This is a genomic window from Flavobacterium aquariorum, from assembly GCF_003254745.1.
GTDB lineage: Bacteria > Bacteroidota > Bacteroidia > Flavobacteriales > Flavobacteriaceae > Flavobacterium > Flavobacterium aquariorum.
Window position 1 is genome coordinate 56,615 of record NZ_QKXH01000010.1, and the last position, 25,765, is coordinate 82,379.

Sequence of the window (25,765 nt, forward strand, 5' to 3'; positions counted from 1 at the left end):
TTTAAATATTTTTCAAGGTTTTAATTTTAAATAATTACAGAAACTAAAGATAAATTATTTCACACTATTCAAATTCATCCAGTTTGTTTTTGAAAATTGTAAAACCAAAAAAAGTTTTACAAAATAAATCAATCACAAATTTTTCGCTTTTTAATTTATTAATAACAAAAAAATTTACTTTATTCGTCTTTGAGATTGCTCTAGAGTAGTAATCAAAATATAGTTTAGAATACTTTTTTACAATATAATTTTGATTCACAACTAGCATTTCATCGGTAAATGATCGTATCATAGAACTATTTGAAACAAAATATTTAAAAGTAATTTTATTTAAATGATAAAATTCAACGTTTAAAACTCCTAAAGCTATCCAAAATTCCCAGTCTTCGTGACCTTGATAAGGCATATTCTCATCATAGCCTCCAACCTCAACCCAATTTTTTTTTCTATAAATTGCACAGGCGTCAATATAATTCCCTGCCAAAATCTTGTTAAAATTATATTGATCAACTTTCCAAAGTCCATTTCGTTCACCAAAATATTCTGCATCGCCATAAATAACACCTATTTCGGGTTTATTTTTAAAAACATCAATTGCATCTTGAACAAAGTCTTTCATCAATTGATTATCTGAATCTAAAGGTAAAATGAAAATTCCTTTTGACCTTGCTATTCCATAATTTCTGGTTTTACCCAAACCTTCATTTTCCTTAGCAAAATATTTAAATCTACTATCTTGATTAACCCATTTCAAAGCTATTTTTTCTGTAGAATCAATTGAACCATCATTGACAATTATAACCTCCCAATCTTGAAACTCTTGATTTAAAACTGACTCCAAAGTAGTTTCTAAAGTAGCTTCAGAATTATAACAGGGAATGATTATGGATAAAATTGGGTTCATAATTTATTTTGTTTTAAGTAAAGTGATAATAAATTATTTGGTAACAAAACCATAGAGTCCTGAATACATTTCCCCGTTTTTAAAAATTAGGTTTTTTTTATCTTTCTTTAGCAAAAACTCTAAAAACATATTTAAAAATGGTTTAATGATTTTTTTATACTTCCCAGATAATCGATAATCGTTCCATAAAGCAAAAGATAAAGCTAGATGATAATGAAATCCTCCTAAGGGCTTTATTTCCCATGAACTAAATTTGGATTTTTTGAAATATTCATCTAAAGCAAATGGTGTAAATCTATGATAATCATAAGGCGCTTCATGAAGTGGCCAAACACTTGGAACCGTAAAAAAGAAAGTTCCACCTGGTTTCAAAACTCTTTTTATTTCCTTCAAAATATGATTGGTGTCAAAATAATGTTCTAAAAGTTCTGTAGCAATTACAAAATTAACTGAAGCATCATCTAGCGGAATTTTATTTCCATCCCAATAATAGTCTGGTTTTACATCATTATGATATTCAGTTGGTTCAAGATCTATACCTATATACTCTTCAATCAAATCATTTTTAAGAAACTCCTTATACGGCATAACACCACAAGCTAGATCAAGAACATTACCATGTAATTTAGGTCTTAATTCTGTAACAGCTGCTAACAAAGACTTTCTTATAATGTAAAAAGAAATAGGCAAAACATCTAATTTTAAATCTATAAACCAATCCCTTTTATACTTGTCAATATTTTTTATCATACATTCTTATTTAACAATCATCATATTTTCCACCCTCCTTCATCTAAATATTGACAAACATTTTTCTGCCATCCCCATTCTGGTTCTTTCATACCTATCATTTCTACTTCAAATGAGCAACAATTAAATTCTTGAAATTTTGTCTTAGTTTTGGTTTCAGCCAAATGAACCATAATACTATAATTCCCCTTATAAAGAGATAATTTATCATATGTAAACGATAGATAATTGACTCCTTTTATTCTACAAATTTTCGTATGTATATCGAAAATGTAATCGTATAAAATTGGAACTTGTAAATGATTTAATATTTGAAAAGATAATGCCATATTTTCTATTTCTACATCTGGCATTGTTATTTCAAAATTGACAGTAAAAGGATTATTACATCCTTGTAATGTGCCTCCTTCTGAGGTTAAAATTTCAACTTTAGTTACAGTTGGTTTCTGTACCAAATATTTTTGCATAAAAATATTTGACAAAGAATGCATTGATGAATAAAACGAAATTGCCTTATCAGTCTCTTCAAAAGCTACAATTTTACCATTCGAAAGAACAATCGTTTTTTTTGTAAGAGTGCTTATTGCACTTAAATCATGACTCACAAACAAAACTGTTCTACCTCCTTCTCTGGAGATATCCTGCATTTTCCCGATAGCTTTTTTCTGGAACTCGGCATCACCTACCGCCAATACCTCATCAATCACCAAAATTTCTGGCTCTAAAAAAGCAGCTACGGCAAAAGCCAAACGAACCGTCATACCGCTACTATAGCGTTTTACAGGAGTATCTATATAACGTTCACATCCTGAGAATTCAACAATTTCATCAAGCTTGGAGGCAATTTCTTTTTTTGTCATTCCAAGAATTGCCCCGTTCAGAAATATGTTTTCTTTACCGGTTAACTCAGGATTAAAACCGGTTCCCACTTCAAGCAATGAAGCAATGCGACCGCGGGACTTTATGCTTCCTGTAGTAGGAGCTGTAACCTTAGATAATATTTTCAATAAAGTTGATTTCCCCGCTCCATTCTTACCTATGATTCCAAGAACTTCTCCTCGCTCAACCTCAAAATTAATGTCTTGCAATGCCCAAACATACTCACTGGTTCCTTTGGTACTGCGGTCGTTGGTGTCGCCAATTTTTAAATAAGGATCTTCCTTTCCCCGAACTTGATGCCACCAACGGTTTAGGTCGTGACTCAAAGTTCCCGTCCCTACAGTCCCCAAGCGGTATTGCTTGGAAATATTTTCGGCTTTTAATATAATGTCTTTCATAATTAGTGAGCCGTGAATCGTGAATCGTGAATAGAGATTGCCTTCTTACTATTCACAATTAAGCTTCACCTTACTCTTTTTTATATACAATATAATTCTCGTTTCTTTATTACTCCGCAAGAGCCACTATTACTTTTCTCGTCTCACTATTCACCATTCACCCCTCACCATTCACCCCTCACCATTCACCCCTCACCATTCACCCCTCACTATTCACCCCTCACTATTCATCTCTCACTACTCACTTCTAACTACTCACTCCTAACTACTCACTCCTAACTACACTTTACTTATATAATTCTTAAATCCTAATAAAAGCTTTTTCACTTCGACCATCTGCTTTTCCAAAGCAACCTCTTTTTCTACAAAAGCTAATCGTATTGCAATTAGATATTGAGTTTCTAATTCCGAAAGCGAACCAATAGCAATATACAGAAACTGTAGTAATTCTTTATCTCCTTTTCGAGCAGCGCCCTCAGCTATATTAGATGGAATCGAAACAGCAGCTCTCCTCATTTGACTTGTCAAACCATATTTTTCAACATCAGGAAATCGCTGAGTAAGTGTGTAAATTGACTCTACCAAATCCATGCTTTTTTTCCAAACATCTAACTCTTTATGATCCATTCAACCTTTTTTTCTATTAATAATTCACAACTCACTTCTCACTATTCACTTCTCACTATTCACTATTCACAACCAACTTAAACAGTATCTATAAAGCTTTTCTCCGTCTTATTAAAAATCAATAGTCCCACAAAAAAAACTCCTACTGTTACCAAAAAAGTATATCCCAATCCCAAAATCGAAATTTCTCCCACATTAAGCAACATATAACGAGCAGTTTCTATAATATACGCCAAAGGATTATATTGCACTAACCAACTGTATTTTGGCATTTTTTCTTGTAGCAAAGCCATAGGATACATTACAGCCGAGAGATACATTAACAACTGCACACCAAAACCTATCAAATGATTAAAATCTCTATACTTTGTTACTAATGATGAAATAAACATTCCCAGACCAAGTCCTAAAACGCCCATTACTATAATCAATACGGGGAATAACAAAACACTTGGATTTAAACTAATTGCAGCTCCTTGAAAATAATAAAACAGGTAAAAAACAATAAAGATTCCACATTGTATGCCAAACTTTAATAAATTCGAAATCACTATAGAAATGGGAACTATAATCCTGGGAAAATAGACTTTCCCAAATATACTGGCATTACTCCTGAATGTATCCGAAGTCCCTGTAAGGCAGGCAGTGAAATAATTCCAAACGGTAATTCCTGCCAAATTAAACAAAAATGGTGGTACTGTTCCAGTATCTATTCCTGCTACAGTATTAAAAATAATGGTAAAAGTAATGGAAGTAAACAAGGGCTGAATCAAGTACCAAAGTGGCCCTAATACTGTTTGTTTATAAACAGTTACAATATCTCTTTTAACGAATAAAAATAGTAAATCACGGTATTGCCAAACCTCTTTCAAGTTAAGCGAGAAAAATTTATTTTTTGGTGTTATTTCAAACAGCCAATCGTTATTTGTGGTATTTTCAGTATTCATGACATTGGGTAAAAAATGATAAGTTGGAATTTATGATTACCATTTATTTAATATTAAAGAGGGCAAATGTAATAATTTTAAAAGAGCATTTAGCTTATAATAGTACTTCTAAAAAACAATCGTAATCAAAAAAGGTTCACAAGGACAACCTTGTAAACCTTTTCTATATTTATTTTTATTATACTTATTTATCCAAAATTTCAAAAGTGGAATTCATACTCTTAAACTCTGGAACAATGACTTTCATCTTGGCAACAATATCATCATTGTCAAAGAAATTGGCAATTCCTATCAGTTCATTAATATCAACATGCAAATTTTCAAATTCATCTTGAATTTCTTCAGCAATCATGATTTTTTCATGGTAAGTAGGTATTGTCTTTGCCGTATCATTTAACAACTCCTCATATAATTTTTCCCCAGGTCGTAATCCTACTATCTCAATCTTAATATCTCTATCAGGAATAAATCCCGCCAATTTTATCATCTTTTTGGCTAAATCTAAAATTCTTACGGGTTTACCCATGTCAAAGATGTAAATCTCCCCCCCATTCCCCATAGACCCAGCTTCTAGAACCAACTGACAGGCTTCTGGTATGGTCATAAAATAACGAATAATATCGGGATGGGTAATTGTAACAGGGCCGCCATTGGCAATTTGTTTGGTAAACAAAGGAACCACAGACCCATTTGAACCCAAAACGTTTCCAAAACGGGTGGTGATAAATTTAGTAGCATTAGATTTATTTTCCCTCTGGTTTTTTATTTGCAAAGATTGTACATATTTTTCAGCAATTCTTTTGCTGGCCCCCATAACATTACTTGGATTAACAGCCTTGTCGGTAGAGACCATTACAAATTTTGTTACTTCGTGTTCACAAGCTAAATCTGCCAAATGCTTAGTACCTTCAATATTGGTCAAGATTGCTTGCGATGGATTTTCCTCCATTAAGGGCACATGCTTATAAGCGGCGGCATGATATACCACTTGCGGTTTATATAATTTAAAAACCCTATTCATTGCTTCCTTATTCCTAACATCGGCAATAACATTGTGAATTTTTGATTTCGAATGTATTTTTTCCAATTCAAGACTTAAATGATGCAAAGGTGTTTCTGCTTGATCTAAAATAATCACTCTTTTAGGATTGAATGTCAAAACCTGTCTTACAATTTCACTTCCTATAGAACCTGCTGCACCAGAGATTAAAACCGTTTTATCTTTCAACTGTTTTGAAATGGATTTATTATCCAAGACTATCGGTTTTCTTTCCAATAAATCTTCAATTTGAATATTCTTTACCTTTTGTGAAATCTCCTTCTGATTTTCCCAGTCAGTAATCAAAGGCACGGTATAAACTCTATAATTAAATTCTAAGCATTGATCCACAATAACCAATTGTTCTTCTTTTTCCAAGCTTTTATCGGCCATAATTACCGCCTCAGCCCCCACAGAACGCATTAGGGAAGGTAGTTTTTTCTTCTGAACCAATATGGGTAAATCCAACATTCTTTTGGAAGCGTTTTGATTGTTTCGATCAACAAAACCAACAATTTTAAAACGGCTTGGAGTTTCAAACTTCAAGGCATTGGCAACCGAAATAGCATTGGCATCAGTCCCATAAATGATGGTTCGTATTAATTTGGTTGCACTTTTCTCAGAAAGATACAATTCGAAAGTTTGCTTGACAACAACGCGATATAAAAACAATCCACAAAAAGAAAGCACCACATTAATAAAAAGGGCAGTTGTCAAGAATACTCTTTCATTATACAATAATTCATAGGCGAAATTAAAAACTAAGAATACAACCAAAACTGCCATTTGTGAAAACAAAAGCTTTACTGCATCTATGTAAGAAGAGTGTCTGATAATTCCTGAATAGGTTCTAAACAACCAAAAAAAGAAAATATTAAATCCAAAAAAAGAACATATAAACAATACATCATGCGTAGTGTTGATATATTTCAAACCTGTACCTCTAAAAATAAGTAGAGTAAAGAAAAAGGCAACAATTAAAACTGAAAAATCAATCATAACTATAATCCACCTTGGAAGATAACTTAAATTACGAATGTTTAATTTTAAATTGTCTCTTGAAAAAAATCCAGAATGTAGAGAATTTTCATTCATTTTTACGATATTTAAATTTTTAAAGAAACGAAGAGTGTTAACAAAAATACAAAATATTATCTGTATGAAAATGAATTAACAGAACATAAAAAAAATTTACAGATAAAAACCAAAAGACAAAGCATTAACGAATTGTTTTTGAGTTTACTATCTTTTATTCTCCAAACATTTTTTTTCATCTGAAAAATAGCTTTCCTTATTATTTACAATTCTGCTTTATATCTGTTAAACACTAATTTAAAAGTAGCAAAGATGACTTTCAAGTCACCTGAAAAACTTTGATGATAATAATATTCCAAACTCAGTTTCACTTTATCGGGGAAAAGAATTTTATCATTATACTCTAAGGGATGGACCTGCTTTTCCAATAATTCATCTTCATTATAATATTTCAAAGAAGCCAAGCTTGTTAAACCTGGTTTTAATTCGAGAATCTTTCGGTTTTCGCCTTCCAATAAATCATAATAGCCTTCAATATCAGGCCTAGGCCCCACAATACTCATCTCTCCTTTCAAAACATTAATCATTTGTGGTAACTCATCTAATTTATAATTTCGAAGAAATCTGCCAATTGCGGAAATTTGAAATCTCCCGGTATTGGCCACAATTTTAATAGTTCGTAATTTGTAAATTTTAAACCCTTTTCCAAATTGACCTATACGCTCTTGAGTAAAAATACCACTACTGCGAGTATCTATCATTGCAAAAAACCAAGCCAGAAGAATTAACCATAAAAAGAAGACAAGCACAAAAGCCGAAAATGAAATATCGAAAAGTCGTTTAATAATTGGTTTCAATTGAATAGCATTTTAGGCAAAGGAATACATTTTTACTTACTACAAACATTAATTTTTTTCGCTATATGCAAAAATAATCAGCATTTGATTTTAAACATATAAATCAAAAATATTCTTTGTAATGTTATGTAATTTTACTTAAATGAACTATTAGTTTTACTTCATTTTATTCAAATTAAACTTATATGACTTATATATTTTAGAAATGTGTTCTACAAATGCTGTTATTTGTAGAGTTAAGCTATTTTTTCCAAATTAATGTTTTGAAGAACCCTATTTCTAATCCATAAATAAACCATGATTTGAAACAATAAAAAAGAGAAAACAATCGGAAGTGACAATTCTCCTATTCTTTCCAAATAAATTAGCACAGCATTTATAAACAATTGAATACCTGAATACAATAACGATACTACAATATGAGAATAACCCAATTCATTTGCTAAATATTGGTATAAGTGTGATCGATGGGGTTCAAGAATATTTTCTTTCTTTTTGATACGGATAAAAATCGTAATAACTGCATCAATGCCATAAACTGATAAAAAAAGTAGGTATCCAATTTGCCCTGAAACCAAAATTGTTTTAATCATAAAATACCCCAAAAACAAAGCCATACTGATACTTCCGACATCTCCTGCAAATGTTTTGGCTTTTTTTCTAACATTAAAAATTCCAAAGGCACAACAGGACATCCCCATAGTGGTTAACAAAGGAAGACTCCCTTTGTTAATGTCTAAAAAAGAAAAAGTAAAGATGGCAACAAATGCATACAAAACAGTGATTCCGTTGATACCGTCCATAAAATTGAACGCATTCACCCATCCAATCAACAAAATAAAAACAATAGGCAAAAGCCAAATTGTTTGGGAAAACAAATTCAAATCATAAAAAACCAAGGTTATAGCAATGGCATGGGAAGCAAACCTAGGCAACTGTGACAAAGGTTTTATGTCATCTATAAAACTAACCACCGCCACCAAAATCACTGCAACTGTTACTGCCCAAGAAACATATCCCAACAAACTAGCACTTAAAATAGCAATTGGAAAAATAATCCCACCACCACGCAAGGTAATGGATGTATGTGAAGAGCGATTATTTGGTTTGTCGATAATATTATAATGATCTGCAATCTTGAAATAAATTAATTCAATACCGATGAATAAAATTAATAAAAGTATGTAGGTCATATTGATAGAATGTGTGTTGTTTTCTTCTGTTTTTATTTTATTTTCTGCTAACTTATTTCTGCTGTCCGTTGTCTGCTAACACCAACGAATACTATAGTTTATGCTTTAAGAGCCCCAGCAAATATTCACCATAACCAGATTTTTTTAAAGGCTCAGCCAAATCTCTCAACTGTTGTTCAGATATAAAACCTTGTCTCCAGGCAATTTCTTCAATACAACCCACTTTCAATCCTTGACGCTCTTCCAAAACCTGTACAAATTGTCCTGCTTGCATCAAACTATTAAAAGTTCCAGTATCCAACCAGGCAGTTCCTCTGCTTAAAATTCCAACTTTTAATTTGCCTTGTTCCAAATATACTTTGTTAACATCTGTAATTTCATATTCACCTCTGGCGCTTGGTTTTATATTTTTGGCAATTTCTACAACCGAATTATCATAAAAATACAATCCGGGAACTGCATAATTTGATTTAGGCTCCAAAGGCTTTTCTTCGATAGAAAGCGCTTTCAGATTTTTATCAAATTCCACTACACCATAACGCTCTGGATCTGAAACATGATAAGCAAAAACGACTCCGCCTTCAGGATTGGTATTAGATTGCAATAGTTCATGCATATTGGCACCAAAGAAAATATTGTCTCCTAAAACCAAAGCAACAGAATCCGAACCTATAAATTCCTCTCCAATCACAAACGCCTGAGCCAAACCATTTGGAATAGCCTGTTCAGCATAACTGAACTGACAACCAATTGCCGATCCGTCTCCCAATAATTTCTTGAAATTAGGCAAATCGTGTGGAGTTGAGATAATCAATATTTCATGAATACCCGCCATCATCAAAGTCGATAACGGATAATAAATCATCGGTTTATCATAAACAGGCATCATTTGTTTGCTCATTGCCAATGTTAATGGGTGTAATCGGGTACCAGATCCACCGGCCAATATTATTCCTTTCATTATATTGTCTTGTTATTTAGATTATTTTTAATTTCATTTTTCATTACAACAAATATGTCAATTTCCGGTTCCCTTTAGGGTTGGGGCAAAACGGAAATTCGCTTATTCCTTTTTCATCTCCCTACCCTAAAGGGTGCAAAAAATGAATAAGAACATTTATCATTTCAAGGATTTATTATACTCATCTGTTTATTTCCGGTTCCCTTTAGGGTCAGGGCAAAACGGAAATTCGCTTATTCCTTTTTCGACTCCCTTTAAGATTGGGCAAAAAATGTAAATTCACAATTCCAATTTTGCAAACTCTTTAATTTAATTTAAGACATTTGACAAATTCAACAATACCTCTTCATTTGTAAATCGAATCACTTTTAAACCCTGAAGTTCAATAGTATCAGTTCGCTCTTTATCCAAAATTATCTGCTCTTTGGTCTTATGATAACCACCATCAATCTCTATAACCAATTTGAGTTTATGACAATAAAAATCGGCTATGTAAATACTTAATGGATGTTGTCTTCTAAATTTATACCCATCCAATTGATTTTCTCTCAACGCCAACCAAAGAAATTCCTCTGCTTCAGTTGCATTTTCTCGTAATTTTTTGTGCATTCGCAAAAATTCTTGGCGAAGCACCTTTCCACATATCATCTGAACTAAATTGATTTTTATTCAATTTATTTAATATAAAATAAGTTTTTTTTTTACAAATCACTTGTCTATTTTCGGCTCCCTTTAGGGCTGGGGCAAAACGGAAATTCTGCAGCCCACAACTCATAACCCACAACAGAGTACTACCCTTTCAACAACTCCATACACTTCACCAAGCTCTCCTTATATTCTGGAACAACAACTCCAAAAGCTTTTATTATCTTAGTTTTATCCAATAGAGAATATTGTGGACGTTTTGCAGGTGTCGGATAAGCCGAAGATGGAATCCCGTTAATTTCACAATCAAAACCACCAATTTCCTGAATCGACAACGCAAATTCATACCAACTGATTTCTCCTTCATTCGAAAAATGATAGATTCCCGCTTGCCATTGCTCATGAGTAATGATAGTCATTATGGCTTGAGCCAGATCGGCTGCATAAGTTGGACTTCCTATTTGGTCATTAACTACACTCAAAGAATCTCTTTCTTGCATCAAACGTGACATGGTTTTTACAAAATTAGCACCAAAACTAGAATAAACCCATGAAGTTCTTATAATAATTGAAGATGGATTTTCAAGTTGACAAGATATTTCACCTGATAATTTGGTTTTTCCATATACATTAATCGGACCTGTTAGAGCAGATTCTGTCAAGGGTGTTGCGGCAGTACCATCAAAAACATAGTCAGTAGAAATATGAATCAATTTACAATCGTTATTGGCACTCCATTTCGCTATAACCGTAACTGATTGGTTATTCAGAATATCTGATAATTCAAATTCTGATTCTGCCCTATCTACAGCGGTATGCGCTGCACAATTAATAATAAATTGTGGATTGATTCTGGATAATTCAGAGGCTAAATTCTCTAAATTACACAAATCCAACTCTTCTCTATCTGTAAAAACCCATTCGAATTGGTTATAGTTTTTTGATAAAACGTTTAACTCCGAACCCAATTGTCCATTGGCACCAGTAACTAGTATCTTTTTCATTAAAATAAACTATTACATTCGTCAATAAATGGAAGAATTTGATCCTTTTCTGAAACGATTGCCTCATTTAAATCCATTCCCCAATCGATGCTCAATGAAGGATCGTCATATTTAATTCCACCCTCAGAAGCTTTATTGTAAAATTGATCACATTTGTACATTACCGATGCAGTTTCGCTAATAACCGAAAATCCATGGGCAAATCCTTGCGGAACCAATAATTGTTTTTTATTCTCAGCAGATAATAAAACACTAAATGCTTTCCCATAAGTTGCAGAATCTTTTCTTAAATCTACAGCAACGTCAATTATTTCTCCTTCCAAAACGCGAACTAATTTAGTTTGCGCAAAAGGAGGATTCTGATAATGTAAGCCTCTCAAAGTTCCTTTCTTAGAAAAAGATTGATTATCTTGAACAAATTCAATATCTACACCTAAATCTTCAAATTTTGTTTTACTATAAGACTCAAAAAAGTAACCTCTTTCGTCTCCAAAAACAGTTGGCTCAACAACTACTAAATCTTTTATAAATGTTTCTTCTATTTTCATATTGTGTTTTTTTATTTTAAAAAAAATGAAAAGTAAAAATTCTTAAATTTTTAAACTCTTAAACCTTTAAATTGCCCACATCCCATTCTCAAACCGTACCTCATCTTCTGAAATTCGACTCAGTGGTAAAGTTGAAAATGAAATTAATTTAGAATCCTTTTCTAACGATTCAATAGCATTCGCATAGCCTTCAGGAATATGAAGAATATTACTTTGATTAGCACTAAGCACAACACTTTCAACTTTTAGCTTTTTCGAAGGCGATTCCCAGTTGTCTACTTTTACAAAATATACTCTTATCACACCTTGCATGCAATAAAAATATTTGTTGTCTATTTTATGTCCTTGCCATGCTCTTAATGGATTTTCGGCAGAATTGCTGATAATATAAAACCTTTCAATCGTTTTAAATTTCATATCATTTACAAAGGAAATTTGTCCTCTATGATCGGCATGGATTCCTCCCTTAATTAATTGCGGATGTTTATTCTCTTTTGACATATTTTCATTTTAATAAAACAACCTATTTAAATTCCTTTTACTTAACTTCTATCATTAAATAACAATCAAACTTTAAACAATTTAAACTTTCATTATTGTTTCTTACTCCCACTCATTATCCTTAATTTCCTCATATACTTTCTTAATTCCTTCCTCCAAAGTGATTTTTGCTTTCCAGCCTAAATCATTCAGTTTGGAAACATCCATCAACTTTCTTGGAGTGCCATCAGGTTTGGTGATATCCGTTAAAATTTCACCTTCAAATCCAACTATTTTTTTTACCAAATGAGCCAAATCCAATATAGAAATATCATCTCCAATACCAATATTAACTAATCCAGAATCATTATAGTTTTCCATTAAAAACAAACACGCTTCTGCTAAATCATTGGCATGCAAAAACTCGCGTTTCGGACTACCCGTTCCCCAAATGGTTACGGATGCATCCCCCTTACGTTTCGCCATGATAAACTTGCGTAGCATCGCTGGCAACACATGGGAATTAGTCAAATCATAATTGTCATTAGGACCGTATAAATTAGTTGGCATTACCGAAATAAAATCACAACCGTATTGACTTCTATACCCATCACACATTTTGACACCTGCAATTTTGGCTATTGCATAAGGCTCATTCGTAGGTTCCAAAAGACCTGTCAATAAATAATCTTCTTTTAGTGGTTGTGGAGCCAATTTTGGGTAGATGCAAGAAGAACCCAAGAACATTAATTTCTTTACTTGATTGACATAAGACTGATGAATCACATTATTCTGAATCATCAAATTTTCGTATATAAAATCAGCTCTAAAAGTATTATTAGCAATAATCCCCCCTACTTTAGCGGCTGCCAAAAAAACATAGTCTGGTTTTTCTTGTGCAAAAAAATCAACTACAGCTTGTTGATTACGTAAATCCAATTCTGCCGAAGTACGCAACAAAAAATTACTGTACCCCTGAGCTTGCAACGCTCTTAAAATAGCTGAACCTACCATTCCTCTGTGACCTGCAATGTATATTTTATCTTGTTTGTCCATATCTTTTTTATACTACATAACCTTTGTCAAAGTTTTAAACTTTAACAAAGGTTATAACTACTATCTAATTCAATAAAAATTACTCAATCTTATTCTTAACACTTATACCCCGCTTCTCTCAACATTCTTTCTTTCTGAACTCTTGCCACATCACAAGCCATCATTTCTTTCACCAATCCCGCCAAATCATACTTAGGCACCCACCCTAGTTTTGTTTTCGATTTTGTAGGATCACCAATAAGCAAATCTACTTCTGTAGGACGGAAATATTGAGGATCGACAGCAATAACTTGCTTTCCTATTTCAACAGAATAGTCTGGATTCGTACAAGTCTTCACATAGCCTTTTTCGTCAACGCCTTCACCTCTGAATTCAATCTCGATGCCTACTTCGGCAAATGCCATTCTCACAAAGTCGCGAACATAGGTAGTTTCACCCATAGCAATTACGTAATCCTCTGGAACATCTTGTTGCAAAATACGCCACATCGCCTCAACATAATCTTTGGCATGACCCCAATCGCGTTGGGCATCAAGATTCCCCAAATATAAACAATCTTGCACTCCTAAAGCTATAGCAGCAGTAGCCATGGTAATTTTACGAGTCACAAAAGTTTCTCCTCGACGAGGCGATTCGTGATTAAAAAGAATTCCATTTGTAGCAAACATACCGTAAGCTTCACGATAATTTTTTGTAATCCAGAAACCGTAAATTTTAGCCGCTCCGTAAGGTGAACGTGGGTAAAAACGAGAATTCTCATCATACAATCCTTTTTCATTTTTATTTTCAGCCAAACCACCATACAATTCTGAAGTAGAGGCCTGATAAATACGGGTCTTCTTTTCCAATCCTAAAATTCGAACAGCCTCCAAAATACGAAGTGTACCAATACCATCTACATTAGCCACATATTCAGGAGAATCAAAAGACACCTTTACATGACTCATTGCTCCCAAGTTATATATTTCATCTGGTTGCACCTCTTGAATAATTCGAATGATATTAGTAGAATCCGTTAAATCTCCATAATGCAACTTAAAATTCACATGATCTTGATGCAAATCTTGGTATATATGATCGATCCTTTGGGTATTAAATGAAGAAGCTCTTCTCTTTATACCATGAACCATATATCCTTTCTCTAATAATAATTCTGCTAAGTACGAACCGTCTTGTCCTGTAATTCCTGTGATAAGGGCTATTTTCATGTTAATGATTTTATTCTTAGTATATCTTTTCTTGATTAAATTCTAAACCATTCAAGAAAAATTTAAAAATCTATCTTATAAATTATTATTTTTCAAGTAATCTAAAACGGATTTAGGATTCCAACCCAACAATTCCCTTGCTTTTGAATCATCAAAAGTCAAATCGGAAGTGATTTTTTTTATTTTTGAAGAATTAATAGGAGCTTTGTCTCCCAATAAATCACCTGTATACCCCATTATCTTTGCAATAAATAAAGGTAGATTAAAAGGCATTTTTTTATTTCTCTGTTTTGAAATGACCCTACTTAACTCTTTAAAATCAGGATTAATCCCATCAGTTAGATTGTACGTTCCTCCAATAGCTGCAACTTTAGGGATAAAGGAGGCAACATCTTCAGCCAATACCATACTCTTTCTGGCTTTACCTCCTCCAATATTAAAATAATACCCTTTATCGATTGCCTTTATCATTGCCCCTAAGTTACCTGGAGGATTTTTCCCAACCAATAATGGTAATCGCAAAATAGTGCAAACCACATTATATTTTTTACACCATTCCATTACCAATACTTCGGCTTCAATTTTACTCAAACCATAAGCATCTTTAGCTTTAAGCTGATACTCTTCAGTTATTTCTATTCCATACTCCTGACCGTAAACCGAAATCGAACTTATAAAAACAAATTGCTCTGGTAATCCCACTTTCTCAAATCCTTTCAGAAAATTGAGTGTTCCTAAAACATTAACATCGTGAAATTGTTGTTTCTCCTCCGCTGTACTCGGAATACTGTGTGCTTTACCTGCAGCATGAACAACTAAATCAAATTTTTGCTCAAAATTAGGAACTTCATTTTCTAAAGAAACTTGATAATCTCCCGAAGTTCTAGACAAGCTTTTTAAATTATTCTTATTTACCAATGCCTTAACAATATATTTCCCCAAAAAACCATTGGCTCCCGTTACTATTATTTCCATTTAATGAATACTTTTAATCAACTAGATAAATTGAGTTAAACGTTTAAATATTCGCAATGGCATTAAATGAACTGGGGCTTGTAAATTATTGTTTTTCCATGCTTTAAGTATCTCTTTATTTTGGTTAACTATATTTGTAAAACTCTGATTTGTAGCCCCCCCTAATCTCATTTTAATTATCAATCTATTAATATATTTAGATTTAAAATTATGCTTTTTAAACATTCGTAACATTAATTCATAATCTGCCGCCAGTTTATACTGTAAATCAAACAATCCTGCCTCTTTATAAACTTTACTTCTAACAAATAATGACGGGTGCGGTGGAACATTGGCGTTCTCAAAAAAATTATTGCAATAGCTTTTTGATTTCCAATTCCGAACTACTTTATTGGTATCATCACTTTTCACATATACCAAATCTCCATACAATATGTCTAAATCAGGATCATTATTGAATTGTTCCATAACAGCTGCAAGAACATCCAAATCTTGATACAAATCGTCAGAATTTAATATCCCAATCACATCTCCTGAACAAGCCTTAATCCCCTTATTCATAGCATCATAAAGCCCTTTGTCCCTTTCGGAAACAAAATATCCAAGTTGGTCTTTGAATTCATCGATTAAATTGACAGTATTGTCTTTAGAACCACCATCTATAATAACATACTCAATATTTTTATAGCTTTGTAAAAGAACCGACTTCATCGCTTCTTGTATTGTCTTCTCGTTGTTATAGACAACGGTTATTATTGATATTTTCATTATACACTTTTAATTAATAAACGCTCTTTTAATTAAAAAAATAGACAAATAAATTCTATATTTAATTTTGAAGCATATTGAAGTCATTGAAATTAACCCGCCAGTTGATGCATTACCATCATGCCTCCTATAGAGAATGAGTTTATTATTTAGAATCTTATGCTTATAAAAACAAGACCCAACTAAAAACAACCAATTATCATGAGTACATAATTGTCTGTTTGCAGGAAAAGGAAGCGCTTTTTTTAATATATCCGATCGAAAAGCTAAACAACATCCTAAATAACTAAATTTAAAAAGATTACCCAAACTAGTTTTTTTTATACTCCTCAACTTAAAGTATGAATCTGCAATTATTTCATTTTCACTATTTATTATTTTACAATCTGAAACAACAAGATCATAGTTCTTGAGCTCTTCCAAACAAACTTCAACTTTATTACCCTCCCAAATATCATCTTGATCACTTAAAAATACAACATCTCCTTTAACTTGTTTAAGAGCATTTTCAAAGTTACTAGTATAGCCTTTTTCGTTGTTTAAAAAAAAACGAATCCTGGTGTCATTAAGCTTCTTAATAATACCGACAGTATTGTCATTAGAATTATCATCTGAAATAATAAGTTCGTCACAAACTGAAAGTTGAGCTAAAATTGAATCTATCTGTTCCTTTATGTATTTTTCTCCATTATAAGTAGCAATACAAACTGATATCATATATAAAATTTATTCAAAGTTTTACTTTATACTTATTTTTTATTAAGACTGGAAATCTTTCTAATTATAAACGCCATACTTATTGTGACGGTAGTCAATATATCCTTTAATTACACTTTTAATTTTTAAAAATTTATTTTGCTCAAAAAAAATAATTTTCAATATATCATTCATAAACACTTTTCTTTCAATATTATTAAAAATAGTTGAAAAATTTTTGTACTTATTTCTAACGTACAATCGATTCCTTGTAATATAATACCTTCTTAAACTAGAGTGATTCGTAACAATTATTTTAAAATTAAAAAAAGAAATATGTTTCGACTTACCTAATTCATGGGCTAAAATAACTTCAGGTAAATTAACTATCTTGTACCCTGCCTGTTTTAGTTTCAAACAATAATCAATATCTACATAATCAATAAATAGTTTATCTTCAAATCCATTCAATTCATTATAAACATCTAAATTTATGATATTGCCTGAAGTCATTACCACAATAGGCTCACCATTCTCTTTAATATACTTATCATAAATAAATCCTTCTATTTGATAATTAGGATAATAGAGTGCGTTTTTCTTGTCTTTACAATTAAGTATGTCCATTTTTACACTTTCTTTCAACTGCTTAAACTCACTATCCTGATCCATTGTTAGAACCCACTTAAAACCACTTTTTATTGCTAACCGACATCCAATATTAAGTGCTTTAGCGATTCCTAAATTACCATTATTGAAAAAGTATTCTAGCTTATGAAGAACTGGAAACTCTTTAAATAAATTTTCATTTGAGAGACTAGAATTATCTATAATATAAACTTTATCAACAAAATCTATATAAGCACAAATATTTTTTAAAATACCCTTTTCTGGATTATACAAAACAACGACAGCTGCAATCATTATATCTATTTTATAGTAAATACTTTTATAAGTAATTTTATACTTTTATTTAAAATGTAATTAATTTTACGTAAAACAAATTAATTAATAAAAGACACACACCAATAAAAATCAAAATTGAGCGCGAAAAATATTTTGGTTCAAAAATATAAAATACGAATGGAATAGCAACTATTTCAACTATTGAAAACAATTCACTAACTCTAGTTGCCAGTGGTGGCATGACAGCTAAAATTAAATATGATATAAGTGAAATAGAATAAATCTTCATTACTATAGAAGCATATTTATTATTCTGAATAATTATTTCATATTTATACAATAGAAAATAAAAAATTATAATTTTTGCTATAAAAACTAAATTAAAAACATTTATTAAAATTGAACCTTCATCTCCTAATTCCATCAACGTCTGATACATTTCAATTTTATTTTGTATCATTGGTATAGGAATTTTAGTTATTATATTTATTCCTAAAAAATAAATCACATAAGCTATTGGCACTGATAATAGTAAAACTCGTTTTCTTGGTTTTTGATCTAAAAACCATAAGGGTAGTATTACAATAGCAGAATAATGGAACGAAAATGCTAAAGCAGAAAACAATAAAAAAATCTTCCAGTTTCTATCATATATTGGTTTTATGCACAAAAGAAGTAAAGCTGATGCAATTCCAACCCTAATTTGTGTCATTTCATGAAGGATAAAAAAATTACTTAAATAAATAACCAATGATAAAAACCATAAATCTGTTATTTTTTTGATTGCAATTAATTTTAAAGTAACTCCTAATATTGCAAAAATTACAAACAAAAAAACATAATTATCTCCAATATATGAGTGTATGAAAATAGAAATTAAAACAAAAGCTGGTTCAGTTGAAATAAATTCCTGTTGCTGAAACATCTCAATATAATTATTATAATCTCTGTCGACTCCTTCTCCTCTAAAACCAGCAATGGTTATCAACAAAAACCCTAAACATAAGAAAATAATTTTTTTTGTAATTTTTTCTTTTGGGGGAAAAAGAGATATTAATGAAAAAATGAAAAATAAAAAAAGTAATAATAAAATCATAATAATAAGAAAATCAAGATTTTAATATAAACTGAGCCAAATTTGTAGATTGGTTTACTTTAATTATTTTTTTAGCTATATTGATATTATTCTCATTTACCGACATTGGTTTCTTTATCTGAGAAAAAATTTCCATTTTAAAATAATCATATCCTAGCTTTTTATAATCACCTATTTCCTCAGATAATACAACCGGGATTAATCCATAGAACAAATACTCTACTAATTTAGTAGGACAAGCTACTCTATTAACTATATTTTCATCTCTTAAAATGAAAGCATAATCCGCCGCAATATAATCTTTCCATAAGTCAGAGGGATTTCTACTGACTACTGTAATTAATTCTGGGTTAATTTTATTATTCTTAATTTTATCTTCAAAAATCTTCTTGTCTCCAGTAAGAATTGTATAGTAAATTTCTGGAGATTGATTATTTCTAATTATTTGCATCATTAAATCGATGTTTTGCCAACTTTGAGCACCACCACTATAAATTACATGTATTTTTTTATTATTTTGTTCTTTTACAAATTTTACAGTTTCTTTATCAATGATTTGCAAATTATCTGGTATAATACTGTAAGTTAAAAACGTTCCGGTAAACCATTTATACTTATTTTGATAATGGGCTTTCATTGCATCAGTTACACATATTGCATTCGTCAGACGTTTAAATATTTGTGTCTCAATAAAGTCATAATATACAGCTCGAATTTTTGTTTTACCAAAATATTTTTCTTCTTCCGGAACGACACCATGAAGATCGAGAGTCATTGATGTTTGTTTTTTTGAAATAAACAGCCATAAAAAAGTCAACATATATATTGAGTGTGAGTAAATATGCTGATGGGAATATATTAACTTCAATATTGTTCTGAAATGAATCAGAAGATTTAAAGAATTCACTTCTACAATACCATCACTATACTTTTTAGCCTTTATAAAACTTCTCAATGAAACATATAAATATGTGCGTGGTATATTTTCGAATAAGGTATCAATAGCTTTTACACGACTTATCATCCCATCTTTATTATTTTCACTCGTCGGATATGGTGCTAAAATCAATAATTTACTTTCCATCATAAAAATGTTTTAACACAATTATAGCTTGCTAGTCCATCTCCGTAAGGATTATGCGCTTTACTCATTTTCTCGTATAAATTATCATCTGATAACAAGGTCATTGTTTGCTTAACAATTTCTGAAGTATTGGTTCCCACTAAAACTACAGTGCCGGCCGCGACAGCTTCAGGCCTTTCAGTAGTATCTCGCATAACCAAAACTGGTTTTCCTAAACTAGGTGCCTCTTCTTGTACTCCTCCACTATCTGTAATTATAATTTTAGATTTTTTCATTAACCAAACAAAAGCTGGATAGGCCAAAGGTTCAATCAAATGAATAGTTGGAATGTCTCCTAAAATAGTGTGTACTGGTCCTTTTACATTTGGGTTTAAATGAACTGGATAAACGATTTGGACATTTTGTTCTAATGCTAATTGTTTGAGAGCTTTACAAATATTAATAAATCCGTCACCAAAATTTTCTCTGCGGTGTCCTGTGACTACAATTAATTCTTTAGAATTATCAATCAATGATTTTAAAAAATCAATCTGTTTATCATTTATTTCCTCAACTTTATCTTTTGCCAATAAAAGTGCATCAATAACAGTATTACCAGTCACAAAAATAGAATTAGAATCAATTCCTTCATCCATTAAGTTTTTTTTGGCTTGTTCAGTTGGAGCAAAATGCAAGTCTGCCAATCTCCCTGTTAATTGTCTATTCATTTCTTCTGGAAATGGAGATAATTTATTATGTGTCCTCAAGCCTGCCTCAATATGGCAAACTTTAGTTCCAGCATAAAACGAGGCTAAAGCAGTTGCACTCGATGTTGTTGTGTCTCCATGAACAAAAACATAATCGGGCATAAAGTTTTCAAGAATAGGTTTCAATCCCAGTATTACATCCGCTGTCAATTGATATAAGTTTTGTCCTGGACGCATTAAATTTAAATCAAAATCAGGAATAACCTCGAAAAATTTCAAAACTTGATCTAACATCTCCCTATGTTGAGCCGTAACACATACTTTTATATCAAACTTATCTGGATATTTTTGAAATTCTTTTACCAAAGGAACCATCTTTATCGCCTCAGGTCTTGTCCCAAAAACTATAAGTATTTTTTTCATAAAATTATTTTTCAAATGCTTTCAAAACCCTTTTTAGTTCCTTTAAATGGGCCAAACCATACTTTAAATCAGGCTCAAGATAATTACCTTCGCCCCATTCATTCCATGATTTAATAAAAGCGATACGTTCTTGATCTGGTTTATCTTTAATCTTTTCTAAAACTTCTGCAACATGTTTTCCAAACAATTCTGGGGTTGAATTAAGATAAACATGTCCTCCTAAACCACTTCGTGGAGTATGATCCCAATTTGGAATGATTGAGGGCATAACCTTTATTTCTGAATCTTCTTTCCCAACAAAACCCTTCATAGCATCTTTATATTGAAATATAAATGGTAATGAAAAGATTTCTCTTTTTAATTTATCTACAACTCTTCTAGTGAAACTCCTGCCATATCGTACAAATTCAAATAAACGCACCACATTTACAGCATCAAATCCCTTACCTAATATTAAATCTCTTTTTTTTATGTTCGGAGTTTGTCCAACAAAATAAATACCTTCGAGTCCATTCTCTTTTGCCCATTTCTGCCATAATTGAATGAAATGACTAACCTCAGGAAATTCCAATGGCTTATATATCATAAATAATGGCTTATTATTCACTCGTATATAACGTTTGTCTTTAAAAGCAGGTAAAAGTACATCAAAATGTTCCCTATAATCCTCATCTCCCAAATAAAGTTGTTCTTGCAATATTTCTTTTTTACAAGTACCTTCACTATTCCACAATTTAGCCATCCATGAATCATTTGCCCATGCTAAACAAAAAGGAAAGTCAGGCTCTCCAGAATTTACAACTTCATTAAACGGCTGTTCAATTAATCTTTTCCCATTACCAAACCAATAATGCCAGTAACAGAATCCTTCTACACCATACTCTCTAGCCATATCAGCCTGTGCTTTACGAGTCTCTGCCAAACGTAAATCATAATAACCCAAATCAGCGGGAATTTTTGGCTGATTATGTCCTTTAAAAAGCTTTTTGGCTTTACCTACATTAGTCCATTCTGTAAATCCTTTACCCCACCATTCATTATTTTCAGGTATTGGGTGATATTGTGGTAAATAAAATGCGATAAGACGTGCTTTTGTCTTCATAAATAAATTATTTTTTAATAAGTCCATTTATCATTTTAAAAGGATTAATGGAAAGCGTTAACGATAAAGCTATAATTACAACTGCTGACAGTAGAGATTTGAACATAATGGAATACAGTAGCGATTCTATATTAATCAGATAAACCAATGCATATATCGAAATACTTAATATCAATAAACTAATGAGAGGCCTAATGTGACTTATTTTCAACTGTGAATACCACATTGAAATTAGTAACATTATTGACATTGAAAAACTAGAAACAAGAGCAGCCACTATCAAACCAAATCTGGGAAGTAAAAAAATATTTAAAGAGATACTTATACTGGCTCCCGTAATGTTAATTAAAGAGTTTATTTTGGTCTTTGCTTTTGCAGTAATAATTGTCCCATAGAGCATACTTAGCGATGAACTATAAACTCCAATTATAATCATAGGAACATACCAATAAGCACTGTGAAATTTAGCGTTTGACATAATTTGAAAAAATTCTTTCGAAAAAACACATAGAAAAAGCACACCAATTTGCAAAACATAAACAAAACCATTTCTTATCTTCTCGAATGCGTTTAAAAACCCATCTGTACCCCATTTTTTAAAAATATAAGGTTCAAAAGCTTTATAGGCTCCATAAGAAAATATATTTAGAATTAATGCCAATGTTGCCGCTGTACTATAAATACCTAAGTCATTTAAATTAAGATATTTATCTATTAAAATTCTATCTGAAATAGTTGTAACATAATAGGCTAAAGTTCCTGGAACAAGTGGCAAAGAAAACAACAATACTTCTTTTAACTGTCTAAAACATAAATTCCAAATAATATGTTCTCTCGAAATGTAAAGAAAAACAAATGCATAAATAAAATTCACTAGAAGAGCTGAAAACAATACTCCTAAGGCTGAATAATCAAAATAAATCACTAACACTAAAGTCAATATCAGAGTAATAATTCCTCTCGAAATATTAATAAGTGTAAGTACTAATGGATTCTCCAATAAACGATACAATGCCGAGGGAAGTATCGAGAAAATATTAAAAAAATTAGTCAAAATTCCTATTACAATGTATGGATAAAAAGAAATTTTACTTCCCAAAAAACCAAAAAAAGTGTCACCAAATAATAAAAACAGAAACACTAATAACAAATTAAATAATATTACAAAAGAAGAAAGGTTTCCTAGCAACTTTTTTTGTTCAATACTATTTTCACATCTATAGTAAAAAACCAAATAATAAGTATTAATGCATAAGAATCCAAGTGATAATAGAAATGTCGTTAAAGTATTTACATAATTCACAATCCCATAATCCGCAGGGGACAAATATCTAGTAAGAATAGGAAATGATATAAACCCTAATAGTCTCGGAACAATATCTCCTAATGCATAAATTGTAGTATTCTTAATTAAATTTTTGCTTTCTTTCATAAAATCTATTTAATCAAATCCTTAAGGATTGATAGGTCAAAACTCTGAATATAATCATGAACCAAACTATATTCCGACATAGCATTATAACGCAACATTTTTTCGAGTTCATCTTCATCATTTGCAATCATTACTTTTTCATCAGTCCCATCAAATGGAGGAACCAACTTAAAACCTGCCATGTTAATTCCTTCTTGATCTTTTGGTTCAAAAACAATGTAATTTACCCCGTTTATTAAAGATTCCAGCAGAACGGTTGAAGTTGCACCTATTACTAATGATGACCTATTTAGCGAATCTTTAAGCGGTTCATTATCTGAAATGTAAAAATCCTGGTCTAAAAAAGCATGAACCCATTTTTTATCAATAGAGGGATGAGGTCTGTATCTCGCTTTTTTAATACCTATTTTTTTCAAGACAGATTGTACCTTATATAAATATAATACAATCATGCTTTTGTCACTAATAACCGTATTATCGTACTCATGCTGGTGCCAAAGTGCAGATGAAAGAGGAATAATCAAGATATTTGATAGATCTGAGCGTAAATTTTTATCTTTTTCTAAGCTCTTAAATTTTGGATTTCCGACGACTTTAATTTTTGAAAAATTAAATCCTGCATCAATATAATTCTTCTTAATTTTCTCACTCCATACCATTAAATAGTCAGATCTGTTGTCAACATCAAGTGAATAAATCCCTGGCATGCCATGTGAAAAAACAAAAGAAGGTTTTTGGATTTTTTTAAAAACATCTATAAAATATTTGCTATAAAAATATTGATCTGTATTAAGCAATAAAGCTTTGAAATTTTTCTCAGTATATTGATCTATAAAATGCGACTGAAACTTTTCGAATTCAGCATGAAGTTCTGGCTTCAGGTAAGTATTAAAATCTTCTTTATGTATCAGCCTTTGAGTTTTCTTGTGCCAACTTATAGTTTTGAAATCTCCAAAAACGTTTTTTCTTTCTATAGGTTGCCAGACAGGAAAAAAAGAGTCAAATCCTAATTGTTTTAAGAGTGTCTTGTCCGAAAAATTTACTGTAGATAAGATATTTACATTTTCAGATACTTGTTTTGGGTTATTCAATATAGCGCTGGAATACTGAAGCAATTCTATTGCTTTTTCCCTCCAGGTTATTGTTCGATTTCTATGATAAGATTTCGTTATATGCTTTTCTGAATTATATATATGCCAATCTAATTCTGCTTTAAAAAAATCGATATATTTTGATGACAATTCATTTTCTGAATTATCCCTTAAATATTTAATAAGATATTTATCCATGTATGTTTAAAATTTGATATTAAATTTTGTCATTTTTACTATTTTCAAAATTCCATATCAACTGCTCCAATTATAGCCTCAATTCAACCAATTTATTTTAAGTATTATAAGTTATTTTGAAAAATAATTTTTATAATTGCTGGCATCAATTTTTTTTATAATTAAATTAGGACTTGTTCCGAAAACTATAGAACCACTAGGAATATCCGTATCTTTTATATATGAATTTGCTGAAATAATGACATTATCCCCTATTGTCGAATTTCCTAAAACCTTAGTATTAGACAACATTTTTACATTTTCACCAAATACAGGAAAAATACCTTTATTATTTCCAACAGTACAGCCCTGATTAAAAGAAAAATAATTTTTGAAGATACCTCTGCCAATTACAGTTCCCAAAGGATGGTCCAAAAAGAAAATATCCGGAAGATTAACCTCATAAAATAAATCACAAGAATTTAACATTCGATTGAGATAATAAATTTTGTCACAAACAGTTCTATTATCCACTGATGATATAAAAATCGTATTACTTAAATAATATAAAAAAATACACCATTGACCCGAGTGAAATGGGTTAAAAAAAGCGACATCATTTTTACTATAATACTTATTGTTGGTATTTACAAAACAATACTCAGTTCTTGATTTAGTTTCGCTAAAAGAGTCAATAATGATGTTTTTCTCTGCATCAGTTAATTTAAACAATTTTAATTGGTTAAATAATAAATCTAAAATATAGTCATCTTCAAAATCGGATAGCATCATTTTATC

26 protein-coding genes are annotated in these 25,765 nt (G+C 31.1%); all 26 read right to left on the bottom strand.

Annotated elements, in window-relative coordinates:
- Positions 1 to 64: 64 nt before the first annotated feature.
- The 26 genes from DOS84_RS15175 to DOS84_RS15300 all read right to left on the bottom strand — a co-directional run bounded on the left by DOS84_RS15175 (position 65) and on the right by DOS84_RS15300 (position 25,759).
- Entirely contained in the window at positions 65 to 904 is an 840-nt protein-coding gene (locus tag DOS84_RS15175) for a glycosyltransferase family 2 protein (protein ID WP_111410973.1), read from the bottom strand.
- A 33-nt stretch (positions 905 to 937) separates the two neighbouring features.
- Positions 938 to 1,654, bottom strand: coding sequence for a class I SAM-dependent methyltransferase (locus DOS84_RS15180; RefSeq protein WP_111410974.1), 717 nt, complete (start codon positions 1,652 to 1,654; stop codon positions 938 to 940).
- Between the two features lie 20 nt (positions 1,655 to 1,674).
- Positions 1,675 to 2,931, bottom strand: coding sequence for an ABC transporter ATP-binding protein (locus DOS84_RS15185; protein ID WP_111410975.1), 1,257 nt, complete (start codon positions 2,929 to 2,931; stop codon positions 1,675 to 1,677).
- 279 nt (positions 2,932 to 3,210) lie between these two features.
- A complete protein-coding gene (locus tag DOS84_RS15190; protein WP_111410976.1) occupies positions 3,211 to 3,558 on the bottom strand; it encodes a four helix bundle protein in 348 nt (115 codons plus the stop codon).
- A 77-nt stretch (positions 3,559 to 3,635) separates the two neighbouring features.
- Positions 3,636 to 4,505, bottom strand: a complete 870-nt coding sequence (locus DOS84_RS15195; RefSeq protein ID WP_111410977.1) for an ABC transporter permease — start codon at positions 4,503 to 4,505, stop codon at positions 3,636 to 3,638.
- Between the two features lie 184 nt (positions 4,506 to 4,689).
- Positions 4,690 to 6,639 (bottom strand): polysaccharide biosynthesis protein, encoded by a 1,950-nt coding sequence (locus tag DOS84_RS15200; protein WP_111410978.1) that lies wholly within the window; start codon positions 6,637 to 6,639, stop codon positions 4,690 to 4,692.
- A 203-nt stretch (positions 6,640 to 6,842) separates the two neighbouring features.
- Positions 6,843 to 7,436 (bottom strand): sugar transferase, encoded by a 594-nt coding sequence (locus DOS84_RS15205; protein WP_341537936.1) that lies wholly within the window; start codon positions 7,434 to 7,436, stop codon positions 6,843 to 6,845.
- Positions 7,437 to 7,672: 236 nt separating this feature from the next.
- A complete protein-coding gene (locus DOS84_RS15210) occupies positions 7,673 to 8,629 on the bottom strand; it encodes an MraY family glycosyltransferase (RefSeq protein ID WP_111410979.1) in 957 nt (318 codons plus the stop codon).
- A 91-nt stretch (positions 8,630 to 8,720) separates the two neighbouring features.
- Positions 8,721 to 9,590, bottom strand: coding sequence for a glucose-1-phosphate thymidylyltransferase RfbA (rfbA, locus tag DOS84_RS15215; protein WP_111410980.1), 870 nt, complete (start codon positions 9,588 to 9,590; stop codon positions 8,721 to 8,723).
- 309 nt (positions 9,591 to 9,899) lie between these two features.
- Entirely contained in the window at positions 9,900 to 10,199 is a 300-nt protein-coding gene (locus tag DOS84_RS15220; RefSeq protein ID WP_243636384.1) for an endonuclease domain-containing protein, read from the bottom strand.
- Between the two features lie 182 nt (positions 10,200 to 10,381).
- Positions 10,382 to 11,239 (bottom strand): dTDP-4-dehydrorhamnose reductase, encoded by an 858-nt coding sequence (gene rfbD, locus DOS84_RS15225; protein WP_111410981.1) that lies wholly within the window; start codon positions 11,237 to 11,239, stop codon positions 10,382 to 10,384.
- Positions 11,239 to 11,787 (bottom strand): dTDP-4-dehydrorhamnose 3,5-epimerase, encoded by a 549-nt coding sequence (gene rfbC, locus DOS84_RS15230; RefSeq protein ID WP_111410982.1) that lies wholly within the window; start codon positions 11,785 to 11,787, stop codon positions 11,239 to 11,241. The genes rfbD and rfbC overlap by 1 nt, the downstream gene beginning before the upstream one ends.
- Positions 11,788 to 11,853: 66 nt before the next feature.
- The gene (locus DOS84_RS15235; RefSeq protein WP_111410983.1) at positions 11,854 to 12,288 is read right to left on the bottom strand and encodes a dTDP-4-dehydrorhamnose 3,5-epimerase family protein; all 435 of its coding nucleotides are present in this window, start codon (positions 12,286 to 12,288) and stop codon (positions 11,854 to 11,856) included.
- 102 nt (positions 12,289 to 12,390) lie between these two features.
- Entirely contained in the window at positions 12,391 to 13,323 is a 933-nt protein-coding gene (locus DOS84_RS15240; protein WP_111410984.1) for a GDP-L-fucose synthase family protein, read from the bottom strand.
- A 95-nt stretch (positions 13,324 to 13,418) separates the two neighbouring features.
- On the bottom strand, positions 13,419 to 14,531 hold the full coding sequence (gene gmd, locus DOS84_RS15245; protein WP_111410985.1) for a GDP-mannose 4,6-dehydratase: 1,113 nt from the start codon (positions 14,529 to 14,531) through the stop codon (positions 13,419 to 13,421).
- Positions 14,532 to 14,606: 75 nt separating this feature from the next.
- Entirely contained in the window at positions 14,607 to 15,506 is a 900-nt protein-coding gene (locus tag DOS84_RS15250; RefSeq protein WP_111410986.1) for an NAD-dependent epimerase/dehydratase family protein, read from the bottom strand.
- A gap of 21 nt (positions 15,507 to 15,527) precedes the next feature.
- Entirely contained in the window at positions 15,528 to 16,274 is a 747-nt protein-coding gene (locus tag DOS84_RS15255; RefSeq protein WP_111410987.1) for a glycosyltransferase family 2 protein, read from the bottom strand.
- 9 nt (positions 16,275 to 16,283) lie between these two features.
- A complete protein-coding gene (locus DOS84_RS15260) occupies positions 16,284 to 16,991 on the bottom strand; it encodes a glycosyltransferase family 2 protein (protein WP_111410988.1) in 708 nt (235 codons plus the stop codon).
- A 60-nt stretch (positions 16,992 to 17,051) separates the two neighbouring features.
- Positions 17,052 to 17,894, bottom strand: a complete 843-nt coding sequence (locus tag DOS84_RS15265; RefSeq protein WP_111410989.1) for a glycosyltransferase family 2 protein — start codon at positions 17,892 to 17,894, stop codon at positions 17,052 to 17,054.
- A 49-nt stretch (positions 17,895 to 17,943) separates the two neighbouring features.
- Positions 17,944 to 18,972 carry an EpsG family protein gene (locus DOS84_RS15270; protein WP_111410990.1) on the bottom strand — a complete coding sequence of 343 codons (1,029 nt, stop codon included), beginning with the start codon at positions 18,970 to 18,972 and terminating at the stop codon, positions 17,944 to 17,946.
- Between the two features lie 13 nt (positions 18,973 to 18,985).
- Entirely contained in the window at positions 18,986 to 20,056 is a 1,071-nt protein-coding gene (locus DOS84_RS15275) for a glycosyltransferase family protein (RefSeq protein ID WP_111410991.1), read from the bottom strand.
- On the bottom strand, positions 20,056 to 21,165 hold the full coding sequence (gene wecB, locus DOS84_RS15280) for a non-hydrolyzing UDP-N-acetylglucosamine 2-epimerase (protein WP_111410992.1): 1,110 nt from the start codon (positions 21,163 to 21,165) through the stop codon (positions 20,056 to 20,058). The genes DOS84_RS15275 and wecB overlap by 1 nt, the downstream gene beginning before the upstream one ends.
- A 4-nt stretch (positions 21,166 to 21,169) precedes the next feature.
- Positions 21,170 to 22,267: a glycosyltransferase WbsX family protein gene (locus tag DOS84_RS15285; RefSeq protein WP_111411068.1), complete on the bottom strand. Its 1,098-nt coding sequence runs from the start codon at positions 22,265 to 22,267 to the stop codon at positions 21,170 to 21,172.
- Between the two features lie 7 nt (positions 22,268 to 22,274).
- Complete coding sequence (locus tag DOS84_RS15290; RefSeq protein WP_111410993.1) at positions 22,275 to 23,699, bottom strand: lipopolysaccharide biosynthesis protein; 1,425 nt, start codon at positions 23,697 to 23,699, stop codon at positions 22,275 to 22,277.
- Positions 23,700 to 23,704: 5 nt separating this feature from the next.
- Positions 23,705 to 24,988: a hypothetical protein gene (locus DOS84_RS15295; RefSeq protein WP_111410994.1), complete on the bottom strand. Its 1,284-nt coding sequence runs from the start codon at positions 24,986 to 24,988 to the stop codon at positions 23,705 to 23,707.
- Between the two features lie 111 nt (positions 24,989 to 25,099).
- Positions 25,100 to 25,759: an LbetaH domain-containing protein gene (locus DOS84_RS15300; protein ID WP_243636385.1), complete on the bottom strand. Its 660-nt coding sequence runs from the start codon at positions 25,757 to 25,759 to the stop codon at positions 25,100 to 25,102.
- Between the last annotated feature and the right edge of the window lie 6 nt (positions 25,760 to 25,765).

Excerpts from the sequence above, each read along its gene's own strand:
- DOS84_RS15175 (WP_111410973.1), bottom strand. The coding sequence starts at position 904 with ATGAACCCAATTTTATCCATAATCATTCCCTGTTATAATTCTGAAGCT.
- DOS84_RS15180 (WP_111410974.1), bottom strand. The coding sequence starts at position 1,654 with ATGATAAAAAATATTGACAAGTATAAAAGGGATTGGTTTATAGATTTA.
- DOS84_RS15185 (WP_111410975.1), bottom strand. The coding sequence starts at position 2,931 with ATGAAAGACATTATATTAAAAGCCGAAAATATTTCCAAGCAATACCGC.
- DOS84_RS15190 (WP_111410976.1), bottom strand. The coding sequence starts at position 3,558 with ATGGATCATAAAGAGTTAGATGTTTGGAAAAAAAGCATGGATTTGGTA.
- DOS84_RS15195 (WP_111410977.1), bottom strand. The coding sequence starts at position 4,505 with ATGAATACTGAAAATACCACAAATAACGATTGGCTGTTTGAAATAACA.
- DOS84_RS15200 (WP_111410978.1), bottom strand. The coding sequence starts at position 6,639 with ATGAATGAAAATTCTCTACATTCTGGATTTTTTTCAAGAGACAATTTA.
- DOS84_RS15210 (WP_111410979.1), bottom strand. The coding sequence starts at position 8,629 with ATGACCTACATACTTTTATTAATTTTATTCATCGGTATTGAATTAATT.
- rfbA (WP_111410980.1), bottom strand. The coding sequence starts at position 9,590 with ATGAAAGGAATAATATTGGCCGGTGGATCTGGTACCCGATTACACCCA.
- DOS84_RS15220 (WP_243636384.1), bottom strand. The coding sequence starts at position 10,199 with ATGCACAAAAAATTACGAGAAAATGCAACTGAAGCAGAGGAATTTCTT.
- rfbD (WP_111410981.1), bottom strand. The coding sequence starts at position 11,239 with ATGAAAAAGATACTAGTTACTGGTGCCAATGGACAATTGGGTTCGGAG.
- rfbC (WP_111410982.1), bottom strand. The coding sequence starts at position 11,787 with ATGAAAATAGAAGAAACATTTATAAAAGATTTAGTAGTTGTTGAGCCA.
- DOS84_RS15235 (WP_111410983.1), bottom strand. The coding sequence starts at position 12,288 with ATGTCAAAAGAGAATAAACATCCGCAATTAATTAAGGGAGGAATCCAT.
- DOS84_RS15240 (WP_111410984.1), bottom strand. The coding sequence starts at position 13,323 with ATGGACAAACAAGATAAAATATACATTGCAGGTCACAGAGGAATGGTA.
- gmd (WP_111410985.1), bottom strand. The coding sequence starts at position 14,531 with ATGAAAATAGCCCTTATCACAGGAATTACAGGACAAGACGGTTCGTAC.
- DOS84_RS15250 (WP_111410986.1), bottom strand. The coding sequence starts at position 15,506 with ATGGAAATAATAGTAACGGGAGCCAATGGTTTTTTGGGGAAATATATT.
- DOS84_RS15255 (WP_111410987.1), bottom strand. The coding sequence starts at position 16,274 with ATGAAAATATCAATAATAACCGTTGTCTATAACAACGAGAAGACAATA.
- DOS84_RS15260 (WP_111410988.1), bottom strand. The coding sequence starts at position 16,991 with ATGATATCAGTTTGTATTGCTACTTATAATGGAGAAAAATACATAAAG.
- DOS84_RS15265 (WP_111410989.1), bottom strand. The coding sequence starts at position 17,894 with ATGATTGCAGCTGTCGTTGTTTTGTATAATCCAGAAAAGGGTATTTTA.
- DOS84_RS15270 (WP_111410990.1), bottom strand. The coding sequence starts at position 18,972 with ATGATTTTATTATTACTTTTTTTATTTTTCATTTTTTCATTAATATCT.
- DOS84_RS15275 (WP_111410991.1), bottom strand. The coding sequence starts at position 20,056 with ATGGAAAGTAAATTATTGATTTTAGCACCATATCCGACGAGTGAAAAT.
- wecB (WP_111410992.1), bottom strand. The coding sequence starts at position 21,165 with ATGAAAAAAATACTTATAGTTTTTGGGACAAGACCTGAGGCGATAAAG.
- DOS84_RS15285 (WP_111411068.1), bottom strand. The coding sequence starts at position 22,267 with ATGAAGACAAAAGCACGTCTTATCGCATTTTATTTACCACAATATCAC.
- DOS84_RS15290 (WP_111410993.1), bottom strand. The coding sequence starts at position 23,699 with ATGAAAGAAAGCAAAAATTTAATTAAGAATACTACAATTTATGCATTA.
- DOS84_RS15295 (WP_111410994.1), bottom strand. The coding sequence starts at position 24,988 with ATGGATAAATATCTTATTAAATATTTAAGGGATAATTCAGAAAATGAA.
- DOS84_RS15300 (WP_243636385.1), bottom strand. The coding sequence starts at position 25,759 with ATGATGCTATCCGATTTTGAAGATGACTATATTTTAGATTTATTATTT.